This is a genomic window from Glutamicibacter uratoxydans, assembly GCF_006539925.1.
Lineage (GTDB): Bacteria > Actinomycetota > Actinomycetes > Actinomycetales > Micrococcaceae > Glutamicibacter > Glutamicibacter uratoxydans.
This window is the reverse complement of sequence record NZ_BJNY01000006.1, coordinates 22,964-38,999: the sequence shown is the minus strand read 5'-3', so window position 1 is coordinate 38,999 and position 16,036 is coordinate 22,964. Positions and strand designations below refer to the sequence as shown.

Below are 16,036 nucleotides of genomic sequence, written 5' to 3'. Positions count from 1 at the left end.
TTTCCGGGGAGAATTCTAAGACTTACGAACATTAGTTTTAGAGGGTGGTGATCATGAATGCTGCATTCAGTGAAAGGCCTTCGGCTTCACTGACTCAGGCAAGCTTTGGTGCACGGGTCCGTACGGATCCGTCGTTCAGCGCATTCTGGATTTTGCGCATTGGATTTGTCGTCCTGCCGTTGTTGATGGGACTGGACAAGTTCGCCAATGTGATGACCTATTGGCCGGACTATCTGGCAGGCTGGGTTGTCGGATTCCTGCCGTTCTCTGCGCAGAGCGCGATGTACATCGTGGGAGCCGTGGAAATCTTCGCCGCGATCGGCATTGCCGTCAAACCGCGCTATGCCAGCTACGTGGTGGCCCTGTGGCTGGCCGGCATCGTGGTGAACCTGCTGCTGCTCGGCGGCGTTCTTGATGTAGCCCTGCGCGATGTCGGCCTGCTTGTAGCGGCCCTTGCGCTCTCTCGCCTCGCCAATCAATACGACGCCCCGTGGGGCGCACGACATTCCCAAGGTGGACGCAAATGAGTCACTTCACGCAGCTCGACGAAGGCATCGAACTGGAAGGGGAGCTTGATCCGGCAGGCCTGGGCCTGCCGGTCAGGGTTCCTGCCGGCGGTGGCCAGCACCGGATGGACCTGGACGCCGCCGAACGCGCCGCGGCCGATTTCCTCGCGGCGCTGGGCATGGACTTGAACGCGGTGCACCTGCAGCGCTCCCCTGCCCGCATGGCGCAGGCCTGGGCGCAGATGCTCACCCCGCGCGAGTTCAACCTGACCACCTTCCCCAACGAGGAGAAGTACGACCAGCTGGTCATGGTGCGCGACATCCCGGTGCGCTCCCTGTGCGAGCACCATCTGCTGCCCTTCACCGGAAAAGCCTGCGTCGGCTACCTGCCCGGCGAGCGCATTGTCGGGCTGTCGAAGCTTGCGCGCATCGTCGAGCACTTCTCCTGCCGCCCGCAGACCCAGGAACGGCTCACCCAGCAGATCGCCACTTGGCTGCAGGACGAGCTGAACCCGCGCGCGGTGGGCGTTGTCATCGCCGCCGAGCATTCCTGCATGACGCTGCGCGGAGTCAATACCCCGGGCACCAGCACCGTCACCTCGGCGCTGCTGGGCCACCTGCGCCACAGCACCAGCGCCCGGCAGGAATTCTTGTCGTTCTCCGGGCTGATGAACTAGCAGATTTTCACGGTACATTGATCGAGAGGACCCTGTGATGGGCAATCAACAGCATGTGGCAATCATCGGCGGCGGTCTGGCCGGCGCCAAGAGCGCAGAAGAGCTGCGCGCCAAGGGCTTCGAGGGAGCCATCAGCATCTTCGCCGCAGAAGACCACCTTCCCTACGAGCGCCCGCCGTTCTCCAAGGACTACCTGCAGTCCAAGAGTGAATTCGCCGACGCGCTGGTGCACGATGGGCAGTGGTACCAGGAGCACGAGATCAGCGTGCACCAGAACACGCGCGTTGTCTCCATCGACCCCGAGGCCAAGACCCTGGCCACCGAGGCAGGCGAGATCGTGGGCTGGGACAAGCTGATCCTGGCCACTGGTTCAGCGGCCCGCCGCCTGCCGCTGCCGGGCACCGATGCGTCCAACGTCTACTACCTGCGCACAGTGGAGGACTCCACCAACATCCGCAGCCACTTCGGCAAGGGCAAGAACCTCGTGATCATCGGCGGCGGCTGGATCGGGCTGGAAGTAGCGGCGGCCGCCCGGGCGGCGGAAACCAACGTGACCATCCTGGAGGGCGCCGCGGCGCCGCTGCTGAACGTCCTGGGCCCTGAAAATGCGGCGGTCTTTGCCAAGCTGCACACCGACCACGGCGTGAACCTGCGCACCGGGGTGAAAATCACCGAGCTGGCCGTTGAGGGGTCCGCGGCCACCGGCGTCATGCTGGCCGGCGGCGAGGTCGTCCCGGCGGATGCCGTGGTCATCGGCATCGGCGTGGCCCCCGAGGTTCAGCTCGCCGAGTCGGCAGGCCTGGATGTGGAGAACGGCGTGCTGGTGGATGCCGCGCTGCGCACCAGCAACCCGGAAATCTTTGCGGTGGGAGACATTGCCAACCAGGCCCACCCGGTCCTGGGGCACCGCGTGCGCGTGGAGCACTGGGCTACAGCCCTGAACCAGCCCGCCGCGGTGGCCGCCAGCATCACCGGACAACCCACCGAATACACCGAGCTGCCGTACTTCTTCAGCGACCAATACGATCTGGGCATGGAGTACATCGGGAATGCTCCCAACGGCTCCTATGACAAGATCGTGGTGCGCGGCGACGCAGGTTCGCTGGAATTCCTCGCCTTCTGGGTCAGCGCCGAAGGCAGGGTGCTGGCCGGCATGAACGTGAACGTCTGGGATGTGGTCGACGACGTGAAGTCGCTGATCCTCTCGGGCAGGAGCGTGGATGCCGCCAAGCTGGCCGATCCTTCGGTGCCGCTGGGCGAGCTCTAGGCCCTTCGCGGCCCCTTGCACAGCGCGGCGGCCCGCCACCTGGAGATCTTCAGGCAGCGGGCCGCCGTCGGCGTTATTGCGCTCAGCTGTGCAGGGCTTCCGCCTCCTGCGGCCTGCTGTGCGGCGCGGGGACCAGCTGGTCGAAGGCCCACGCAAACACGAAGGTGTAGACCAGGAAGAAGACCAGCAGCCCTGCCTCCAGCACCAGGGCTTCAAGGATGCCCACCTGCAGGATCAGCGCCAGCAGCGGAACCAGGATGAGCACCAGACCGCCCTCAAAGCCCAGCGCGTGGGCGATGCGGCGGGCCAGCGTGCGACGGGTGGATGCCTGGCGTCGTTCCCAGGATTCAAAGAGCAGGTTGAACAGGTAGTTCCAGACCAGGGCGGTACCCGAGGAAACCACTGCCACCATCGAGGAGTGCGACCCGGAATAGCCCAGGGCCCATAGGCCAAAGGTTGTCGCGGCCACGGCGATGAGCTCGTAGGACAGGACATAGACAAGACGACGAAGCGATGCGGACACGATTTTCTCTCCTTGCGGTTCACCACAGGAAGTCCTGAATCAGGGTTCGCGTCCATGGTCGTTGTTGGTTAACCACCAAGGTAGCACGCACAAAAATGCATGGCATCTTCTGGTCATTAAGCTCACCTTCGGCTAATTCGTGCAAAGATGTGCTCATGAGCAGCCCCACCAGCCCCGAAGCACAACCCATCGATCTGGCTGCCTGGCCCCGCGCCGAGCAGTTCCAGCATTTCCTGCAGGCTTCCCCCTGCACCTACTCGATGACGCTCGACATCGATGTCACTGACCTTGTCTATGCGCTGCATGATTCAAGGTTCAAGACGTATCCAACGCAGATTTGGCTGCTGGCGACGGCGGTCAACAGGCTTCCCGAGGCCCGCCTGACCCTGGATTCCGAGGGAAAGCCCGCGATCTGGCCGGTGGTGCACCCGGTGTTCACCGTGTTCAATCCTGAAACCGAAAGCTTCTGCGCCGTCCCCGCACACTACAACGGCGACTTCGCCGAATTCCACGACCATGTGGCGCAGCTGCTCCAGGAGCACAAATCCAGCACGCAGTTCTTCCCGCTGGGCGAGCCTCCGGCGAACAGCTTCGATATTTCCTCGATCCCTTGGGCATCGTTTACCGGGTTCAACCTGAACATCGCCAAGGACCAGGGGCACCTGGCGCCGATCATCACCCTCGGAAAATATGCGGAGCGCGCCGGCCGGGTCTACCTGCCGGTGGCGCTGCAGGTGCACCATGCCGCCATGGACGGCTTCCACAGCGCACGGCTGCTGGAGTACTTCGCCGAATTGTGCAGCGACCTGACGTGGTTTAACGCCCACGGCTAGGCACCGGTGCTTCGGTGCCTAGCCGTGGGGTCGATGCTGCGCGGAGCTATTTCTTGCGCTTGAGCAGCGGGAATTTGCGGGTCTTCTCGTAGGTGACCACCGGCAGCGAGCCGGTGCGCGTCTTGAGGTAGTCGGTGCCCTTGTCGCCCTTGAACAGCTCGGGGTCCTTCCCGTCCTTCAGGCTGCCGGAGTACACCCCATAGGTCACTCCGGACACCGCCACGGCGATGCCGCGGTCATAGGTTTCCTTGGCCTCGTCCACGACCTTGTTGATGTCGGTCCACACCGGAATGTGGGTGAGCAGCAGGCGTTCGGCCTGCGCCGCGGTGGCCATTTCGCCGGCGCGCTTGCCGGTCAGGTGCACCCCGTCAATGTGGTCGTCGCGGCCCTCTTCGAAGGCCGCCTCGCAGAGGAACATGTCGGCCTTGCGCGCGGCGTCCACCAGTCCGTCGCAGGAGTCGGTGTCCCCCGAATAGGTCAGCACGCTGGTGAGGATCTCGCCGTCGGGACCCGGCTCGTGCGCTTCAACGCGCAGCGCGTAGGCTTCCTCGATCGGGTGGCGCACCGGGTACGGGGTGATGGTGAACGGGCCGATGTGCACCGGCTTCAGCGATTCCCATACCTTGAAGTTATAGTCCTGGTGCATCGTGTCGCCTTCGGGCAGCCCATAGGCGGTCTCGATGCGGTTCGCGGTGTCCGCCGGGCCGTGCACCAGCATCTTCTCCCGGCCCCAGCCGTTGGGATCCCAGCGGATCGCTACATGCAGACCGCACAGGTCCATGCAGTGGTCCGGGTGCAGGTGGGAAATCATGATCCCGTCGATGTCTTTCAGGTCCGTGTAGCGCTGCAGCACGCCCAGTGCGCCGGAGCCGAGGTCCAGCAGGATCTTCCAGTCCCGGGTGCCATCAAAGGCCGACACCAGGTAGCAGGACGCGGGCGATCCCGGCCCAGGGAAAGACCCGGTGCATCCAATGATGGTCAGCTTCATTCGGTACTCGCTTTCGACGCGGCAATCATCTGCGGGGTGATCCGCGCGATGGCTCCGGTCGGATAGTGGGCGGCCACATGGTCCACATGGCGCACCGCTGAGACCTCGGGGCCGAGGAAACGGCGTGCCAGTACCCCAAAACTATCAGCGTTGCCCGTGGCAAGGAATTCGTGACGCGCCGCAACCCCGTCATCGCGCACCAGCGAATGCCGGGTCAGCGCCCGGAAGGCGTCCTTGGCGGTCTCCTCAGCGGAGGACACCAGGGTCACCGAATCCCCCATCACATAGGAGATCACGCCCGTCAGCAGCGGGTAGTGGGTGCAGCCCAGGATCAAGGTGTCCACCCCGGCGGCCTGCAGCGGAGCCAGGTATTCCTCGGCCACGCCCAGCAGCTCGGCTCCTGCGGTAACGCCGGACTCCACGAATTCGACGAAGCGCGGGCAGGCCACGGAGGTGACTTCCAGGTTCGGCGCCGCGGCGAAGGCGTCCTCATAGGCGCGCGAGCCCACGGTGGCCTGGGTGCCGATGATGCCGATCTTGCCGTTCTTGGTGCCTGCCACCGCGCGTCGCACCGCCGGCTGGATGACCTCCACCACCGGGATGCCGTAGCGTGCGGTGTAGCGTTCGCGGGCATCGCGCAGCACCGCCGCAGAGGCCGAGTTGCAGGCGATGACCAGCAGTTTCACCCCGGCGTCGACCAGCTCGTCCATCACGCCCAGCGCATTGGCGCGCACCTGTGCGATGGGCAGCGGGCCGTAGGGCGAGTTCTTGGTGTCCCCCACGTAGATCAGCGACTCGCCGGGCAGCTGGTCGATGATGGCGCGGGCCACCGTCAGCCCGCCCACGCCCGAATCGAAGATGCCGATGGGGGTATTGGCTTCTGGCACCGAAACCTGTCCGGTGGCAAAAAATGAATTCACGTGCTTCCTAGTTCTCGGCGTCCATCAGCGCGAACATCAGTGTGTCCTGCACCCAGGAGACCAGGTTGTAGACCAGCGCCAGGTATTCCTCCGGACTGGTGACATCCTTGGCGTCGACCATCTGCGCGATCCGCTCGGAGTCTGCCTCGTCGCGGATGTCCAGGCGCTGCGCGAGCACCAGGCGCACATCGTTCAGCGCCTGCGCGAAGCGCTGGGCTCCGGCCGGATCAAGCACGATTTTATCGGTTTCCAGCAAAAACTGCGCCTCGCGCAGCCGTCCGAGCTTCTCCGAGATCAGGTCCGCCTCGGTGAGCCGGCGGTGCTCGTCGGCGATCTCCTTGTCATCGCTGGCATCCGGCAGCAGCCGGGCCAGCGCCGCGTCCTTGATCGGCGGCAGCGCCAGCTCGGCCGGACGGATGCCTGTCAGCGCGTAGAGCGGGTCGATGTCATCGGGCAGCCGGTGCACCTCGGCGCGCTCTTCGAGCATGTGGATGATGTCGCCGAACAGTTCGCGCAGCAGCTTGCGCTCGGCCGAATGCAGCGAGCCGGTGATGCCGCGCGAGCCGTTCTTGAAGGCCTTGGCCACCCCTAGTCCTCCTGGGTCATGGTGGCCTGCAGGCCGAAGTTGTGCATCGCCTGCACATCGGATTCGATGGCTTCGCGGGAGCCGCTGCGCACGGTGCAGGAGCCGTCGTTGTGCACCTGCATCATCAATGTGTCGGCGCGCTGCTGGGAGAAGCCGAAGTAGGAGCGGAAAACATAGGAGACATAGCTCATCAAATTCACCGGGTCGTTCCACACGATCAGGCGCCACGCCTTCTCGGGAACCACCCGGGCCTGCGGGGAAGATAGTACATCGGGCATTGCGGTCATGCCCCCATTTTACGCCCGATGCCTGTGCGCCACACGGCGGCGCCAAATAACGCATCGGCTGCGAGCCGTTATACAGTGAATTTCGGCTGCCGCGCACTTTCGCGCGCCCGGCCCACGACGAGCACCACTTCGATCCAGGAGCGTTCATGCGCACCAGCTTCTTCACCGACCACTATGAGCTGACCATGCTGCAGGCGGCATTGGCCTCCGGCGCGGCGCACCGACGCAGCTTCTTCGAAGCCTTCTCCCGGCGCCTGCCCGACGGCCGGCGCTACGGCGTGGTGGCGGGCACCGGCCGCCTGCTCGAAGGCCTGGCAGACTTCCACTTCGGCGACGACGAACTGCGCTACCTCAAGGACCACAAGGTCGTGAACGACGAGACCCTGAAGTACCTTGAGAACTTCAAGTTCACCGGCAGCATCACCGGCTATGCCGAGGGCGAGCTGTACTTCCCGAACTCGCCGCTGCTCATGGTGGAATCCACCTTCGCCGAGGCCTGCGTGATCGAAACCTACCTGCTGTCGATCCTGAACCACGATTCGGCCATCGCTTCCGCCGCCTCGCGCATGATCGCCTCCGCCGCCAACCGCCCGTGCATCGAAATGGGCTCGCGCCGCACCCATGAGGAATCCGCCGTGGCCGCGGCCCGCGCCGCGGTCATCGCCGGATTCACCGCCACCTCCAACCTGGAGGCCGGCGCCCGCTACGGGCTGCAGACCCTGGGCACCTCTGCCCACTCCTTCACCCTGCTGCACGACACCGAACGCGCCGCCTTCCAGGCGCAGGTCGATTCCCTGGGCCGCGGCACCACGCTGCTGGTGGACACCTACGACGTGGAAGCCGGCGTGCGCACTGCGGTCGACGTGGCAGGCCCGGAATTGGGCGGAGTGCGCCTGGACTCCGGCGACCTGGTTCAGCAGGCAGGCTGGGTCCGCAAGCTGCTTGACGACTTGGGCAACTGGAACACCAAGATCACCGTCACCTCGGACCTGGACGAATACGCGATCGCGGCCCTGGCCAGCGCCCCGGTGGACGCCTACGGCGTGGGCACCGCGCTGGTCACCGGCTCCGGGCACCCCACCGCCTCCATGGTCTACAAGCTGGTCTCCCGGCAGAACGATGCCGGCGACTGGGTGTCGGTGGCCAAGGCCGCCGCCAACAAGGCCAGCGTGGGCGGACGCAAGTTCGCGGTGCGCCAGCTCAACGAGCGCGGCCGCGCCGTGGCGGAGGTCGTCTCCACCGCGCCGTACAGCACCGGCGAGCCGGAGCGCGACCTGATGGTGCCGCTGGTCATCGACGGCCAGGTCGATGCGTCCTACACCGGCGCCGAGGGCGTCGCCAAGGCGGTGGCCCGCCACCACGCCTCCATCCAGGAGATGCCCGGCGAGGCCCGCAAGCTGCAGCGCGGCGAGCCGGTGATCCCGACCATCATGGTGCGCGGCTAGCCCGCTCCCACGCGGCTCACAGCACCGCCCACTAAGCTGTTCCCCACGAACCACCGGCATCCCAATCCCCACGGAGGCAGTCATGACCCGAGCCCTTTTGATCATCGATGTGCAGCCCGACTTCTGCGAAGGCGGGGCGCTGGCGGTTGCCGGAGGCAATGTGGTGGCCGCCGGAATCGCCGCTGACGCCGCCGAGCGGCGCGACGCCTACCAGGTCATCGCCACCACCCAGGACTGGCACATCGATCCCGGGGAGCACTTCTCCGCCACCCCGGACTACGTCGACTCCTGGCCGGTGCACTGCGTGGCAGGCACCTCCGGGGCGGCGCTGCACCCGCTGCTGGCGCAGCTGCAGGCCGACGCGCACTTTGCCAAGGGCCGCTTCGCCGCAGCCTATTCGGGCTTCGAGGCACGGCTGCTGGATCCCCAGGCGGACATCGCCGACGAGTCCGGCGCCCTGCTGGGCGACTGGCTCAAGGAGCAGGGGATCACCGCCGTGGATGTGGTGGGCCTGGCCGCCGATTACTGCGTACGGGCCACCGCCCTGGACGCGGCCGCCGCGGGGTTCGCCACCACCGTGATCAGCCCGTTCACCGCCGCGGTGGACCCGCAGAACATGCCATCGGTCAATGAGCAGCTGCGCGAGGCTGGGGTCACCGTGCTGACCTTGGGCTGATCAGGCAAGAGGCTAATCGGGCAAGGGGCTAATCGGCCTCTTCCTGCGCCTGCAGCGCCGCCAGGTCCAGGCACACGGTGGCGAAGGCCAGCGTCTGCACCCGCTGCACCGCGCCGGGCAGCAGCTTCGGTGAGGCCAGCGCCGCCACCCCGGTCAACAGCAGCGCCACCGTGGCCGGAGCCGCGGCCGCGCGCAGCACGCCAGCTGCACCGGAGCGGCGCGGGGCGCGGCGGGCCAGTTTCCAGTGCTCTAAGCAGATCCCGACCGAGGCGCTGCCGGCAATCGTCGTCGTCACGAAGTGCGCGTTGTGGCTGATGCTCGGCGCCCACGGTTCATCTCCTGCCCCATCTCCTGTCCCCGGACGCAGCGCCGCGTGGGAGATCGGATAGTCCAGCGGGCTGAAGGCATCGGCGATGGTGGCCGCGCCGAACACCACCAGGCTCGCCGCGGCCAGCTTGCCGGCCTTGCCGACTTTGGCGCTGCGAGTCTGCTGCAGGCCGGAGGCGGCGAACAGCGCACCGGCGCACACGTCCGATGCCTGGAAGATCCTGCGGTAGCCGCGGTCCCGAGCCGCCAGCTCGGAGAGCAGCGTGGTCGCAGGGTTCAGCGGCCAGCGCAGCAGCGCCTCGGAGACGATTCCCGCGCTATAGGCGGCAGCGCCGGCCCGCAGCGCACAGCGCGCAATCAGCGCACGGCGGGCGGTGCTCCTGGATTCCTGAATCTTGTTCATGAGCTCATCCCCTCGGCTTCCTGTTCGGCGTCCTTCTGGTTGTCATCCTGCGCCGGCGCGGCCCCGGTCGCCGCCATCAGCGCATCCGCCCCGCCGCGCAGGGCAAGCCACACCCCGGCCGCCAGGCTCAGGGCGATGGCGGCGAATTTTGCAGCTTCCCAGCCCGGTCGGGCGGCATCGCCCAGCAGCACCATGCCGGCAATGCCCGGCACCAGCACCTCGATCACCGTGTAGAGCGCGGTCAACGGCCCCACGCTCCCCTGCTCCAGGGCCCGCGTATAGGCGACCATGGCGAGCACCCCCGAAACCGCGATGATCCACGGCAGCGGATCGGCCAGCAGTCCCCAGGAGATGGCGGACAAATCCAGGCTGCGCGCCGCCAGGGCCGCGGCGCTGGCCGCCAGCCCGGCAAGGGCGGCGAAGAGCAGCGGGAGCCGGCGCCGGTAGCAGGCGGCCAAAACCGCCAGCAGCAGCACCAGTACCGCAGCCAGCACCGGCACCAGGCCGTCGGGGGCGCCGCCGGCCGGCTGCTCGCCGGTGGACAGCGCGATCACCACCAGGCCCAGCACCAGCAGGCCCATTGCGGCCAGCGCCTGCGTGCCCAGGGCGGTGCCGAACACCCAGCGCGCCAGCAGCACCGTGACCACCAGCGAGCCTGCCAGCAGCGCCTGCACGGTGAACACCGTCAGGAACTGCAGCGCATACAGCGAGGCGGCCCAGGCCAACAGGTCAAGGGCGATGCCCAGCAGGTAGATCGGCTGGGTAAAGACGCGGGCGCCGGTGGCGCGGCGGGCGGCTGCCGCTTCGAGCACCGAAGCGCTGCCGTAGCCGATGCTTGCCGCCACCGCGGCGATCAGGGCCGGCAGCATCAGTGATCCTGCTGGTGTTCGGCCCGCGCCGCAAAGCGGTCAAGCCCGGGCAGCTCGGCATAGCCCTCGGCCTGGGCGATGCGCAGGCCCTGGGCAAGCCAGAGGTCGATGGTGCCCACGGCAGCATAGCGCGGGGCCCAGCGCGGATCGTACTTGGCGTTGAACTTGTACAGGGAGGCCACCTGGGCGTGCTTGGAGGCCTGCTTGGCCACCAGCTTTTCAAGGCGCGAGGCCCCGGCGCCGCCCTGCACCGCCTCGCGCAGCACCGCGAAGTTCAACCCCAGTCCCCCGCCGCCGGAGCCCGCCATCATGGCAAGGGTCTCGATGATGATGAAGTCGGTCAGCCCGCCGGGCAGCTCCTGCGCGGTGGAGCGGCGCATCACGTCCAGCGACCAGCCGCCCACCTTGGACGCCGGCACCCATTGGATGAACGCCTGCGGCGCGTCGGCCGCGTCGAAGGCGATGGACAGCAGCAGCTCGGTGTCCAGCGGGTCGAACAGGCGCGAGAGCGTCATGGAGAAACCGCGCTCGGCCTCGCCCTGCCGGCTCTGGGTGCTCAGTTCAAGCAGCTGCGCGCGCAACGCCGCCGGCACCTGCGGGGCCTTGATGTGCTCGACGCGGTAGCCGGCGCGCAGCAGCCGGGCGTGGCCCTGGCGCAGCGACTTGGACTTCTTGCCAGCCAGGGAGAATCCGGCGCTGTCGACGATGGCCTCGTCGCCCAGGTAGACGCTGCGCAGCCCGGAAGCCTCGTAGATGCCCAGCCAGTCCTGGGCCGCGCCCATCACGCTGACCGAGCAGCCGCGGCGTTCGGCGAAGAGCATGAACTCCGCCCAGACTTCTTCGCGTTCGGCCGCCGGCCCGATCGGGTCCGGGGAGACCAGCGCCACCGAGCCGCGCACTGCGTAGGCGACGACCGAATTGTGCAGGAAGAAGAATGCCTTGTCATCGCGCAGCGCAAAGTAGTCAAGGGTTCCGCCGCCGTGGGCCGCGAGCACCGCGCGGGCCCGTTCCCGGGCGGCCAGCTGCTCGCGCGAACCCACCTGCCGGCGGCGCATCCCGTCCCAGAGGAACCAGCCGGCGGTGCCCAGCAGGCAGATCAGCAGCGCGATGAATCCGGCGACGTGCGGGTGGCTCGATGTCTCGTGCAGCTCCCCGTTCAGCGCGCCGAACAGCTGCCCCACCCCAGCGCCGAAGCTCTGCCCGGTGCGCCGCGCATGGTGCACCAGCGCCCCGGCGGCGATCAGCGTGGCTGCGCCGAGCACCACCAGGGTGACGACGATGACGCGGCGGGTGAGCACCCTGCCCGGCCAGACGGGGAAGGCCCGGTGCTGCCAGGCCAGCCATGCCAGGGCCGCGGCGCTGAGCACCGCCACCGGCAGATCCGCGCCGCGCCCCAGGTGCAGCACGGTATTCGCCGCCAGCAGCGCCATGGATCCGGCCCAGGCGACCCGGTTTCCGGAGCGCAGGTACTTGGCCACGACCAGCAGGCCGAAGGCGCCGAAGATCGCATAGACCCGGGAAACCTGGACCAAGAACTCGGGCAGCAGCGCCGGAAACAGGCCGTGCAGCCCGCGAAACATCGGGGCCGCGAGGCTGATCAGCGCCAGCGCGACGGCAATGTAGGAGGCCGCCGCCCGCGCGTTGTCGCGCCGCCGCACCTTGGCCACAGCGCTGAGATTCGCACTAGTCATAGCAGGAGTATCCCACTATTCCCGGCGGCTTCGGCGTCATTTGCGCCCGACGAACCAGTCCTGGAGCTTCTCGATGCGCGCCTGCAGCTGGTCCGCGGTGGCCTGCGGCACGGCGGGCCCGCCGCAGACATTGCGCAGCTTGGTGTGGATCTGCGCGTGCGGGGTGCCGGTGCGCGCAGACCAGGCGGAGACGTTCTTGGACAGCTTGGTACGCAGGTCCATCATCCGCCGGTGGTCGGAGACCGGCGCCGGCTTGGAGCCGCCATTGCTGATCTGCTTGCTCTGCTGGGCACGCAGCAGCTCGGAGACCTGCTCGGTGTCCAGCAGGCCCGGGATTCCCAGGAAGCCCAGCTCCTCGTCGCTGCCCAGCTCCGCGCCGGTGCCGAATTCGCCGCCGTCGAAGAGCACGCGGTCGAAGGAAGCCTGCGAGTTCAACGCCTCGAACTTGCTGCGGGTCAGCTCGTCGCTGGCCTTGTCTTCCTTGTTCGCCGCCTCCAGCAGGTCATCGTCCAACCCCTGGTCCGCGTCCGAGCCTTCGCGGTCCAGCGCGTGGTCGCGCTCCACTTCCATCTCATTGGCCAGCGCCATGAGCACCGGCACCGAGGGCAGGAACACGCTGGCCACCTCGCCGCGCTTGCGGCTGCGCACAAAGCGGCCCACGGCCTGGGCGAAGAACAGCGGGGTGGAGGTGGATGTGGCGTACACGCCCACGCACAGCCGGGGCACGTCGACGCCTTCAGATACCATGCGCACGGCAACCATCCAGCGCGCATCGGAGGCGGAGAATTCGTCGATCTTCTCCGAGGCCTTGGGGTCGTCGGAGAGGATCGTAGTGACCTTTTCCCCGCAGATTGCTTCCAGCTGGGCCGCGTAGCCTCGGGCGTCCTCGTGATCGGTGGCGATGACCAGGCCGCCGGCATCCTTCACCGTGCGGCGCACCTCTGACAGGCGGCGGTCGGCGGCCTGCAGCACCGAGGGGATCCAGTCCCCGTGCGGGTCCAGCGCGGTGCGCCAGGCGTGGGCGGTGACGTCCTTGGTGAAGCCCGCGCCGAGGTTCGCCTCCATCTCCTCGCCCGCGGCGGTGCGCCAGCGCATCGCGCCGGAATAGGCCATAAACAGCACCGGGCGCACGACGTGGTCGGCCAGCGCACTGCCGTAGCCATAGGTGTAGTCCGCCTTGGAGCGCCGGATGCCGTCGCCCTCGTCGACGTACTGCACAAAGGGAATCGGGGCCGAGTCGGAGCGGAACGGGGTGCCGGTCAGCGCCAGGCGGCGGGTAGCCGGTTCAAAGGCCTCGCGGATGCCGTCGCCCCAGCTCAGCGCATCGCCGGCGTGGTGGACCTCGTCCATGATCACCAGGGTGCGCGCGTTTTCGGTCTTCGCCCGGTGCACCGCCGGCTTGAGCGCCACCTGGGCGTAGGTGACGACGACGCCCAGGTAGTGCGAGCCATGGCGGCCGTCGGAATTCTTGTAGTTCGGGTCCAGCGCAATGCCCACCCGCGCCGCCGCGTCGGCCCACTGCTTCTTCAGGTGGTCGGTGGGGGCGACGACGATCATGCGGTTGATCTTGCCCGAGTCGATCAGCACCTTGGCCAGGCGTAGCGCGAAGGTCGTCTTGCCTGCGCCGGGGGTCGCCACCGCCATGTAGTCGCGCGGCTCGGTCTCGAAGTACTTGGCCAGCGCCTCGGCCTGCCAGGCGCGCAGCTTCGGCCCGGTGCCCCAGGCGGCTCGTTCCGGATACGCTACCGGCAGCTTGTCTTCCAGTGGAAGCTTGTCGCCAAAATCAAAAAGTGCCTGCGTCATTTACCCTTTTCCCGGACCGCGTACATGTTCATCTCTTCGGGCGCGTTTTCCGCGCGCGCACTAGCCCATCAAGGACTCGTAGATTTCCTTGCACTCCGGGCAGACCGGGAATTTCTGCGGGTCGCGGCCCGGGGTCCACACCTTGCCGCACAGGGCGATCACCGGTTCGCCGGACAGCGCCGACTCCATGATCTTTTCCTTGCGCACGTAGTGGGCAAAGCGCTCGTGGTCGCCTGCCTCGATGTTTTCGCGGACCTCGGTGCGCTCGATCGTCGCCGTGCCGCCGCGGGTTTCTTCTGACTGTTCCACCATGGCATCAAGTCTAGTACGCGGCGCCGTGCAATGGGTGAATGACAGGTGGGAGCTTCTGCACATCCGCGCCCGGGCAGCTTCCCTGCGCCCGGTTATCCACACCTCGCGCTGCGCGGGCGCCGCAGGGCAGGATGCCGGGCAACACTGGTGCCATGAACACACAGCAGCCCGCGGCGCAGCTTGGCGCCGCCATCGACGCACTGGGCCGCGACCTGGCCCTGTACGGCACCGGCCGGCAGGAGCACGAGCTCCCCTCCGGCGCACAGCTGCGCGCGCTGTTCACCGGCGGCCTACAGCTTGTCTCGGCGCTGCGCCGCGCCTTTGCGAACACCGAGGATCCGCGGCTGGCTCTGGAAATGGCGATGTGCGCCCAGCAGCTGTCCTTCGAAGCCACGCGCATGGAGCTGGCAGCGGCCGACCGCACCAGCGCCACCGCCGCCCATACCCTGGCCCAGAGCGAGCTGGACCAGCTGCGCGGCGCCCCGGCTGACACCGAGCAGCCCGCCGAGCGCGCCACCGGCCGCACCAGCTACAAGAACCCCGCCGAACTGCTCGCGGCCTGGACCGGGCGCACCTACGGCTCGATGCACCGCACCCTGCTCGACGCCCAGGACCTGATCGGACGCCGCTCCCCCTCCGGCGCCCAGCTGCCCCCGCGCTTCCCCCACCTGGCCAAGAAATTCCAAGATCCCGACGCCGACCCGTGCACCGTGCGCCTGGTCAGCGCCAAGCTGGCCAAGGCCGAGCCCAAGGACCGCACCTTTGAGGGCGTCTCCACCGAGGCCACCCTGCGTCATGCCGATGGGCGCACCCTCGACGAACATGCCGCGGCGGCAGTGGAGAATGAATTCACCGCCGCCGCGGCGCTGAAAGCCGTCGCCAACCTCATCACGGATGCCGCGCACCAAGGCGGGCAGGATGGCCAGGACGACCCGCCGCCGCGCATCCGCCGGGGCTTGTTCCCTCTGCCCGTCACCAATCCCTACGAGCGCCGCTACCTGTTGTGCGTCTCCGCGCTGGAAGGCGCGCTGATCGACTCCTTCCGCGCCCACGCCAGCAACCCGCGCACCCAGGCCGGCCAGGCGGCGCGCAAGAACCCCGACTCGGCGCGCCCCGACGCAGCACACCCCGGCGCAGCATCGCGGGAGGACCAGGCACCTGCCAACGGCGCGGACGATTCGGCGGGAAGCTTCCAGGAGGGATCGATCCTCGACCTGCTGCCCGAAGGCGAAGGCACCCGCTGGAATGACGACGATGAATTCGTCGACGAGGCCGCCCCTGCAGAACGTGCTGTCAACGGCCTGCTCGACCTGCTGCAATACGAATATTTCGAGAACTTCAGCTACCCGAGGCAGGACCCTCCGCCCGATGAGAATCCGGCAAGGAACCGGCGGCGAATCCGCCCGCAGCTGATCGCCCACCTGCAGATCGACGACCTGCGCAATATCGCCGCCGCCCACGCCGAGACACAAAACGGCGTCGCTCTGCCCCCGGCCGCGCTGCGGCGCATGCTCTGCGATGCAGAGCTGATTCCGGCAGTGTTCAACTCCAAGGGAGCGCTGCTGGACTATGGGCGAGCCGTGCGGCTGGTGCCCGAGGCAGTGCAGAAGGCGGTGCTGGCAAGAGACCGGCGTTGCATCGTCCCCGGCTGCACCGCCGCCGTGGAACAGCTGCAATTCCACCACATCAAGCCCTTCAGCCAGGGCGGAAGCACCAGTGCCGGCAATACCGTGCCCGGCTGCGGCACGCACCATATGGAGATGGATCTTGGGCTCATCAAGGTGTTCTGGGTCCAGGGGCTGCCCTGGGTGCTGCTGCCCAGGGACCGCGATCCGCAACAGCTGCTGCGGCGCAACTACTGCCCCGACGGAGTCCCCAAGCACATCGCCCCGCCGCAGGGCTGATGCCAGAACCAGCTAGGCA

At 67.5% G+C, this 16,036-nt stretch carries 16 protein-coding genes and 1 pseudogene; 7 read left to right on the top strand and 10 right to left on the bottom strand.

Features of this window, described 5'->3' with window-relative positions; genetic code table 11:
- The first annotated feature begins 53 nt into the window (after positions 1-53).
- Genes AUR04nite_RS05870 through AUR04nite_RS05860 form a run of 3 tightly spaced genes read left to right on the top strand, consistent with a single transcriptional unit; the run spans position 54 to position 2,450 of the window.
- Positions 54-527 carry a hypothetical protein gene (locus AUR04nite_RS05870; RefSeq protein WP_141362926.1) on the top strand — a complete coding sequence of 158 codons (474 nt, stop codon included), beginning with the start codon at positions 54-56 and terminating at the stop codon, positions 525-527.
- Positions 524-1,183: a GTP cyclohydrolase I FolE gene (gene folE / locus AUR04nite_RS05865; protein WP_246055400.1), complete on the top strand. Its 660-nt coding sequence runs from the start codon at positions 524-526 to the stop codon at positions 1,181-1,183. The genes AUR04nite_RS05870 and folE overlap by 4 nt, the downstream gene beginning before the upstream one ends.
- A gap of 37 nt (positions 1,184-1,220) precedes the next feature.
- On the top strand, positions 1,221-2,450 hold the full coding sequence (locus AUR04nite_RS05860) for an NAD(P)/FAD-dependent oxidoreductase (protein ID WP_141362924.1): 1,230 nt from the start codon (positions 1,221-1,223) through the stop codon (positions 2,448-2,450).
- Between the two features lie 82 nt (positions 2,451-2,532).
- Here AUR04nite_RS05860 and AUR04nite_RS05855 read toward each other — a convergent pair whose 3' ends face one another.
- Positions 2,533-2,973 carry a PACE efflux transporter gene (locus tag AUR04nite_RS05855; RefSeq protein WP_141362922.1) on the bottom strand — a complete coding sequence of 147 codons (441 nt, stop codon included), beginning with the start codon at positions 2,971-2,973 and terminating at the stop codon, positions 2,533-2,535.
- 155 nt (positions 2,974-3,128) lie between these two features.
- On the opposite strand from AUR04nite_RS05855, the gene AUR04nite_RS05850 reads away from it, so the two are divergent.
- Positions 3,129-3,806, top strand: coding sequence for a CatA-like O-acetyltransferase (locus AUR04nite_RS05850; protein ID WP_141362920.1), 678 nt, complete (start codon positions 3,129-3,131; stop codon positions 3,804-3,806).
- A 193-nt stretch (positions 3,807-3,999) separates the two neighbouring features.
- On the opposite strand, the pseudogene AUR04nite_RS05845 reads toward AUR04nite_RS05850, so the two are convergent.
- The 4 genes and pseudogenes from AUR04nite_RS05845 to clpS form a co-directional block, all read right to left on the bottom strand.
- Positions 4,000-4,794: pseudogene (locus tag AUR04nite_RS05845) on the bottom strand (MBL fold metallo-hydrolase); the annotation flags it as partial.
- Positions 4,791-5,714: a glutamate racemase gene (gene murI / locus AUR04nite_RS05840; protein ID WP_141362916.1), complete on the bottom strand. Its 924-nt coding sequence runs from the start codon at positions 5,712-5,714 to the stop codon at positions 4,791-4,793. The pseudogene AUR04nite_RS05845 and the gene murI, both read right to left, overlap by 4 nt.
- A gap of 7 nt (positions 5,715-5,721) precedes the next feature.
- On the bottom strand, positions 5,722-6,300 hold the full coding sequence (locus tag AUR04nite_RS05835; protein ID WP_141362914.1) for a DUF2017 domain-containing protein: 579 nt from the start codon (positions 6,298-6,300) through the stop codon (positions 5,722-5,724).
- A 2-nt stretch (positions 6,301-6,302) separates the two neighbouring features.
- Complete coding sequence (clpS, locus tag AUR04nite_RS05830; RefSeq protein WP_141362912.1) at positions 6,303-6,587, bottom strand: ATP-dependent Clp protease adapter ClpS; 285 nt, start codon at positions 6,585-6,587, stop codon at positions 6,303-6,305.
- Positions 6,588-6,733: 146 nt separating this feature from the next.
- On the opposite strand from clpS, the gene AUR04nite_RS05825 reads away from it, so the two are divergent.
- A complete protein-coding gene (locus AUR04nite_RS05825) occupies positions 6,734-8,032 on the top strand; it encodes a nicotinate phosphoribosyltransferase (RefSeq protein WP_141362910.1) in 1,299 nt (432 codons plus the stop codon).
- Positions 8,033-8,114: 82 nt separating this feature from the next.
- Positions 8,115-8,708: an isochorismatase family protein gene (locus tag AUR04nite_RS05820; RefSeq protein ID WP_141362908.1), complete on the top strand. Its 594-nt coding sequence runs from the start codon at positions 8,115-8,117 to the stop codon at positions 8,706-8,708.
- A 28-nt stretch (positions 8,709-8,736) separates the two neighbouring features.
- Here the strand turns inward: AUR04nite_RS05820 and AUR04nite_RS05815 are convergent, their stop codons facing one another.
- Genes AUR04nite_RS05815 through AUR04nite_RS05795 form a run of 5 tightly spaced genes read right to left on the bottom strand, consistent with a single transcriptional unit; the run spans position 8,737 to position 14,113 of the window.
- Entirely contained in the window at positions 8,737-9,438 is a 702-nt protein-coding gene (locus AUR04nite_RS05815; protein WP_141362906.1) for a DUF998 domain-containing protein, read from the bottom strand.
- Positions 9,435-10,307, bottom strand: coding sequence for a hypothetical protein (locus AUR04nite_RS05810; RefSeq protein WP_141362904.1), 873 nt, complete (start codon positions 10,305-10,307; stop codon positions 9,435-9,437). Before AUR04nite_RS05810 ends, AUR04nite_RS05815 begins: the two co-directional genes overlap by 4 nt.
- Positions 10,307-11,998, bottom strand: a complete 1,692-nt coding sequence (locus tag AUR04nite_RS05805) for a bifunctional lysylphosphatidylglycerol flippase/synthetase MprF (protein ID WP_141362902.1) — start codon at positions 11,996-11,998, stop codon at positions 10,307-10,309. Before AUR04nite_RS05805 ends, AUR04nite_RS05810 begins: the two co-directional genes overlap by 1 nt.
- Before the next feature lie 36 nt (positions 11,999-12,034).
- Positions 12,035-13,801, bottom strand: a complete 1,767-nt coding sequence (locus AUR04nite_RS05800; RefSeq protein WP_141362901.1) for a DEAD/DEAH box helicase — start codon at positions 13,799-13,801, stop codon at positions 12,035-12,037.
- A gap of 60 nt (positions 13,802-13,861) precedes the next feature.
- Entirely contained in the window at positions 13,862-14,113 is a 252-nt protein-coding gene (locus AUR04nite_RS05795) for a DUF3039 domain-containing protein (protein WP_141362899.1), read from the bottom strand.
- A 152-nt stretch (positions 14,114-14,265) separates the two neighbouring features.
- Here AUR04nite_RS05795 and AUR04nite_RS05790 point away from each other — a divergent pair, with 152 nt between their 5' ends.
- Entirely contained in the window at positions 14,266-16,017 is a 1,752-nt protein-coding gene (locus AUR04nite_RS05790) for an HNH endonuclease signature motif containing protein (protein WP_141362897.1), read from the top strand.
- Positions 16,018-16,036: the final 19 nt, after the last annotated feature.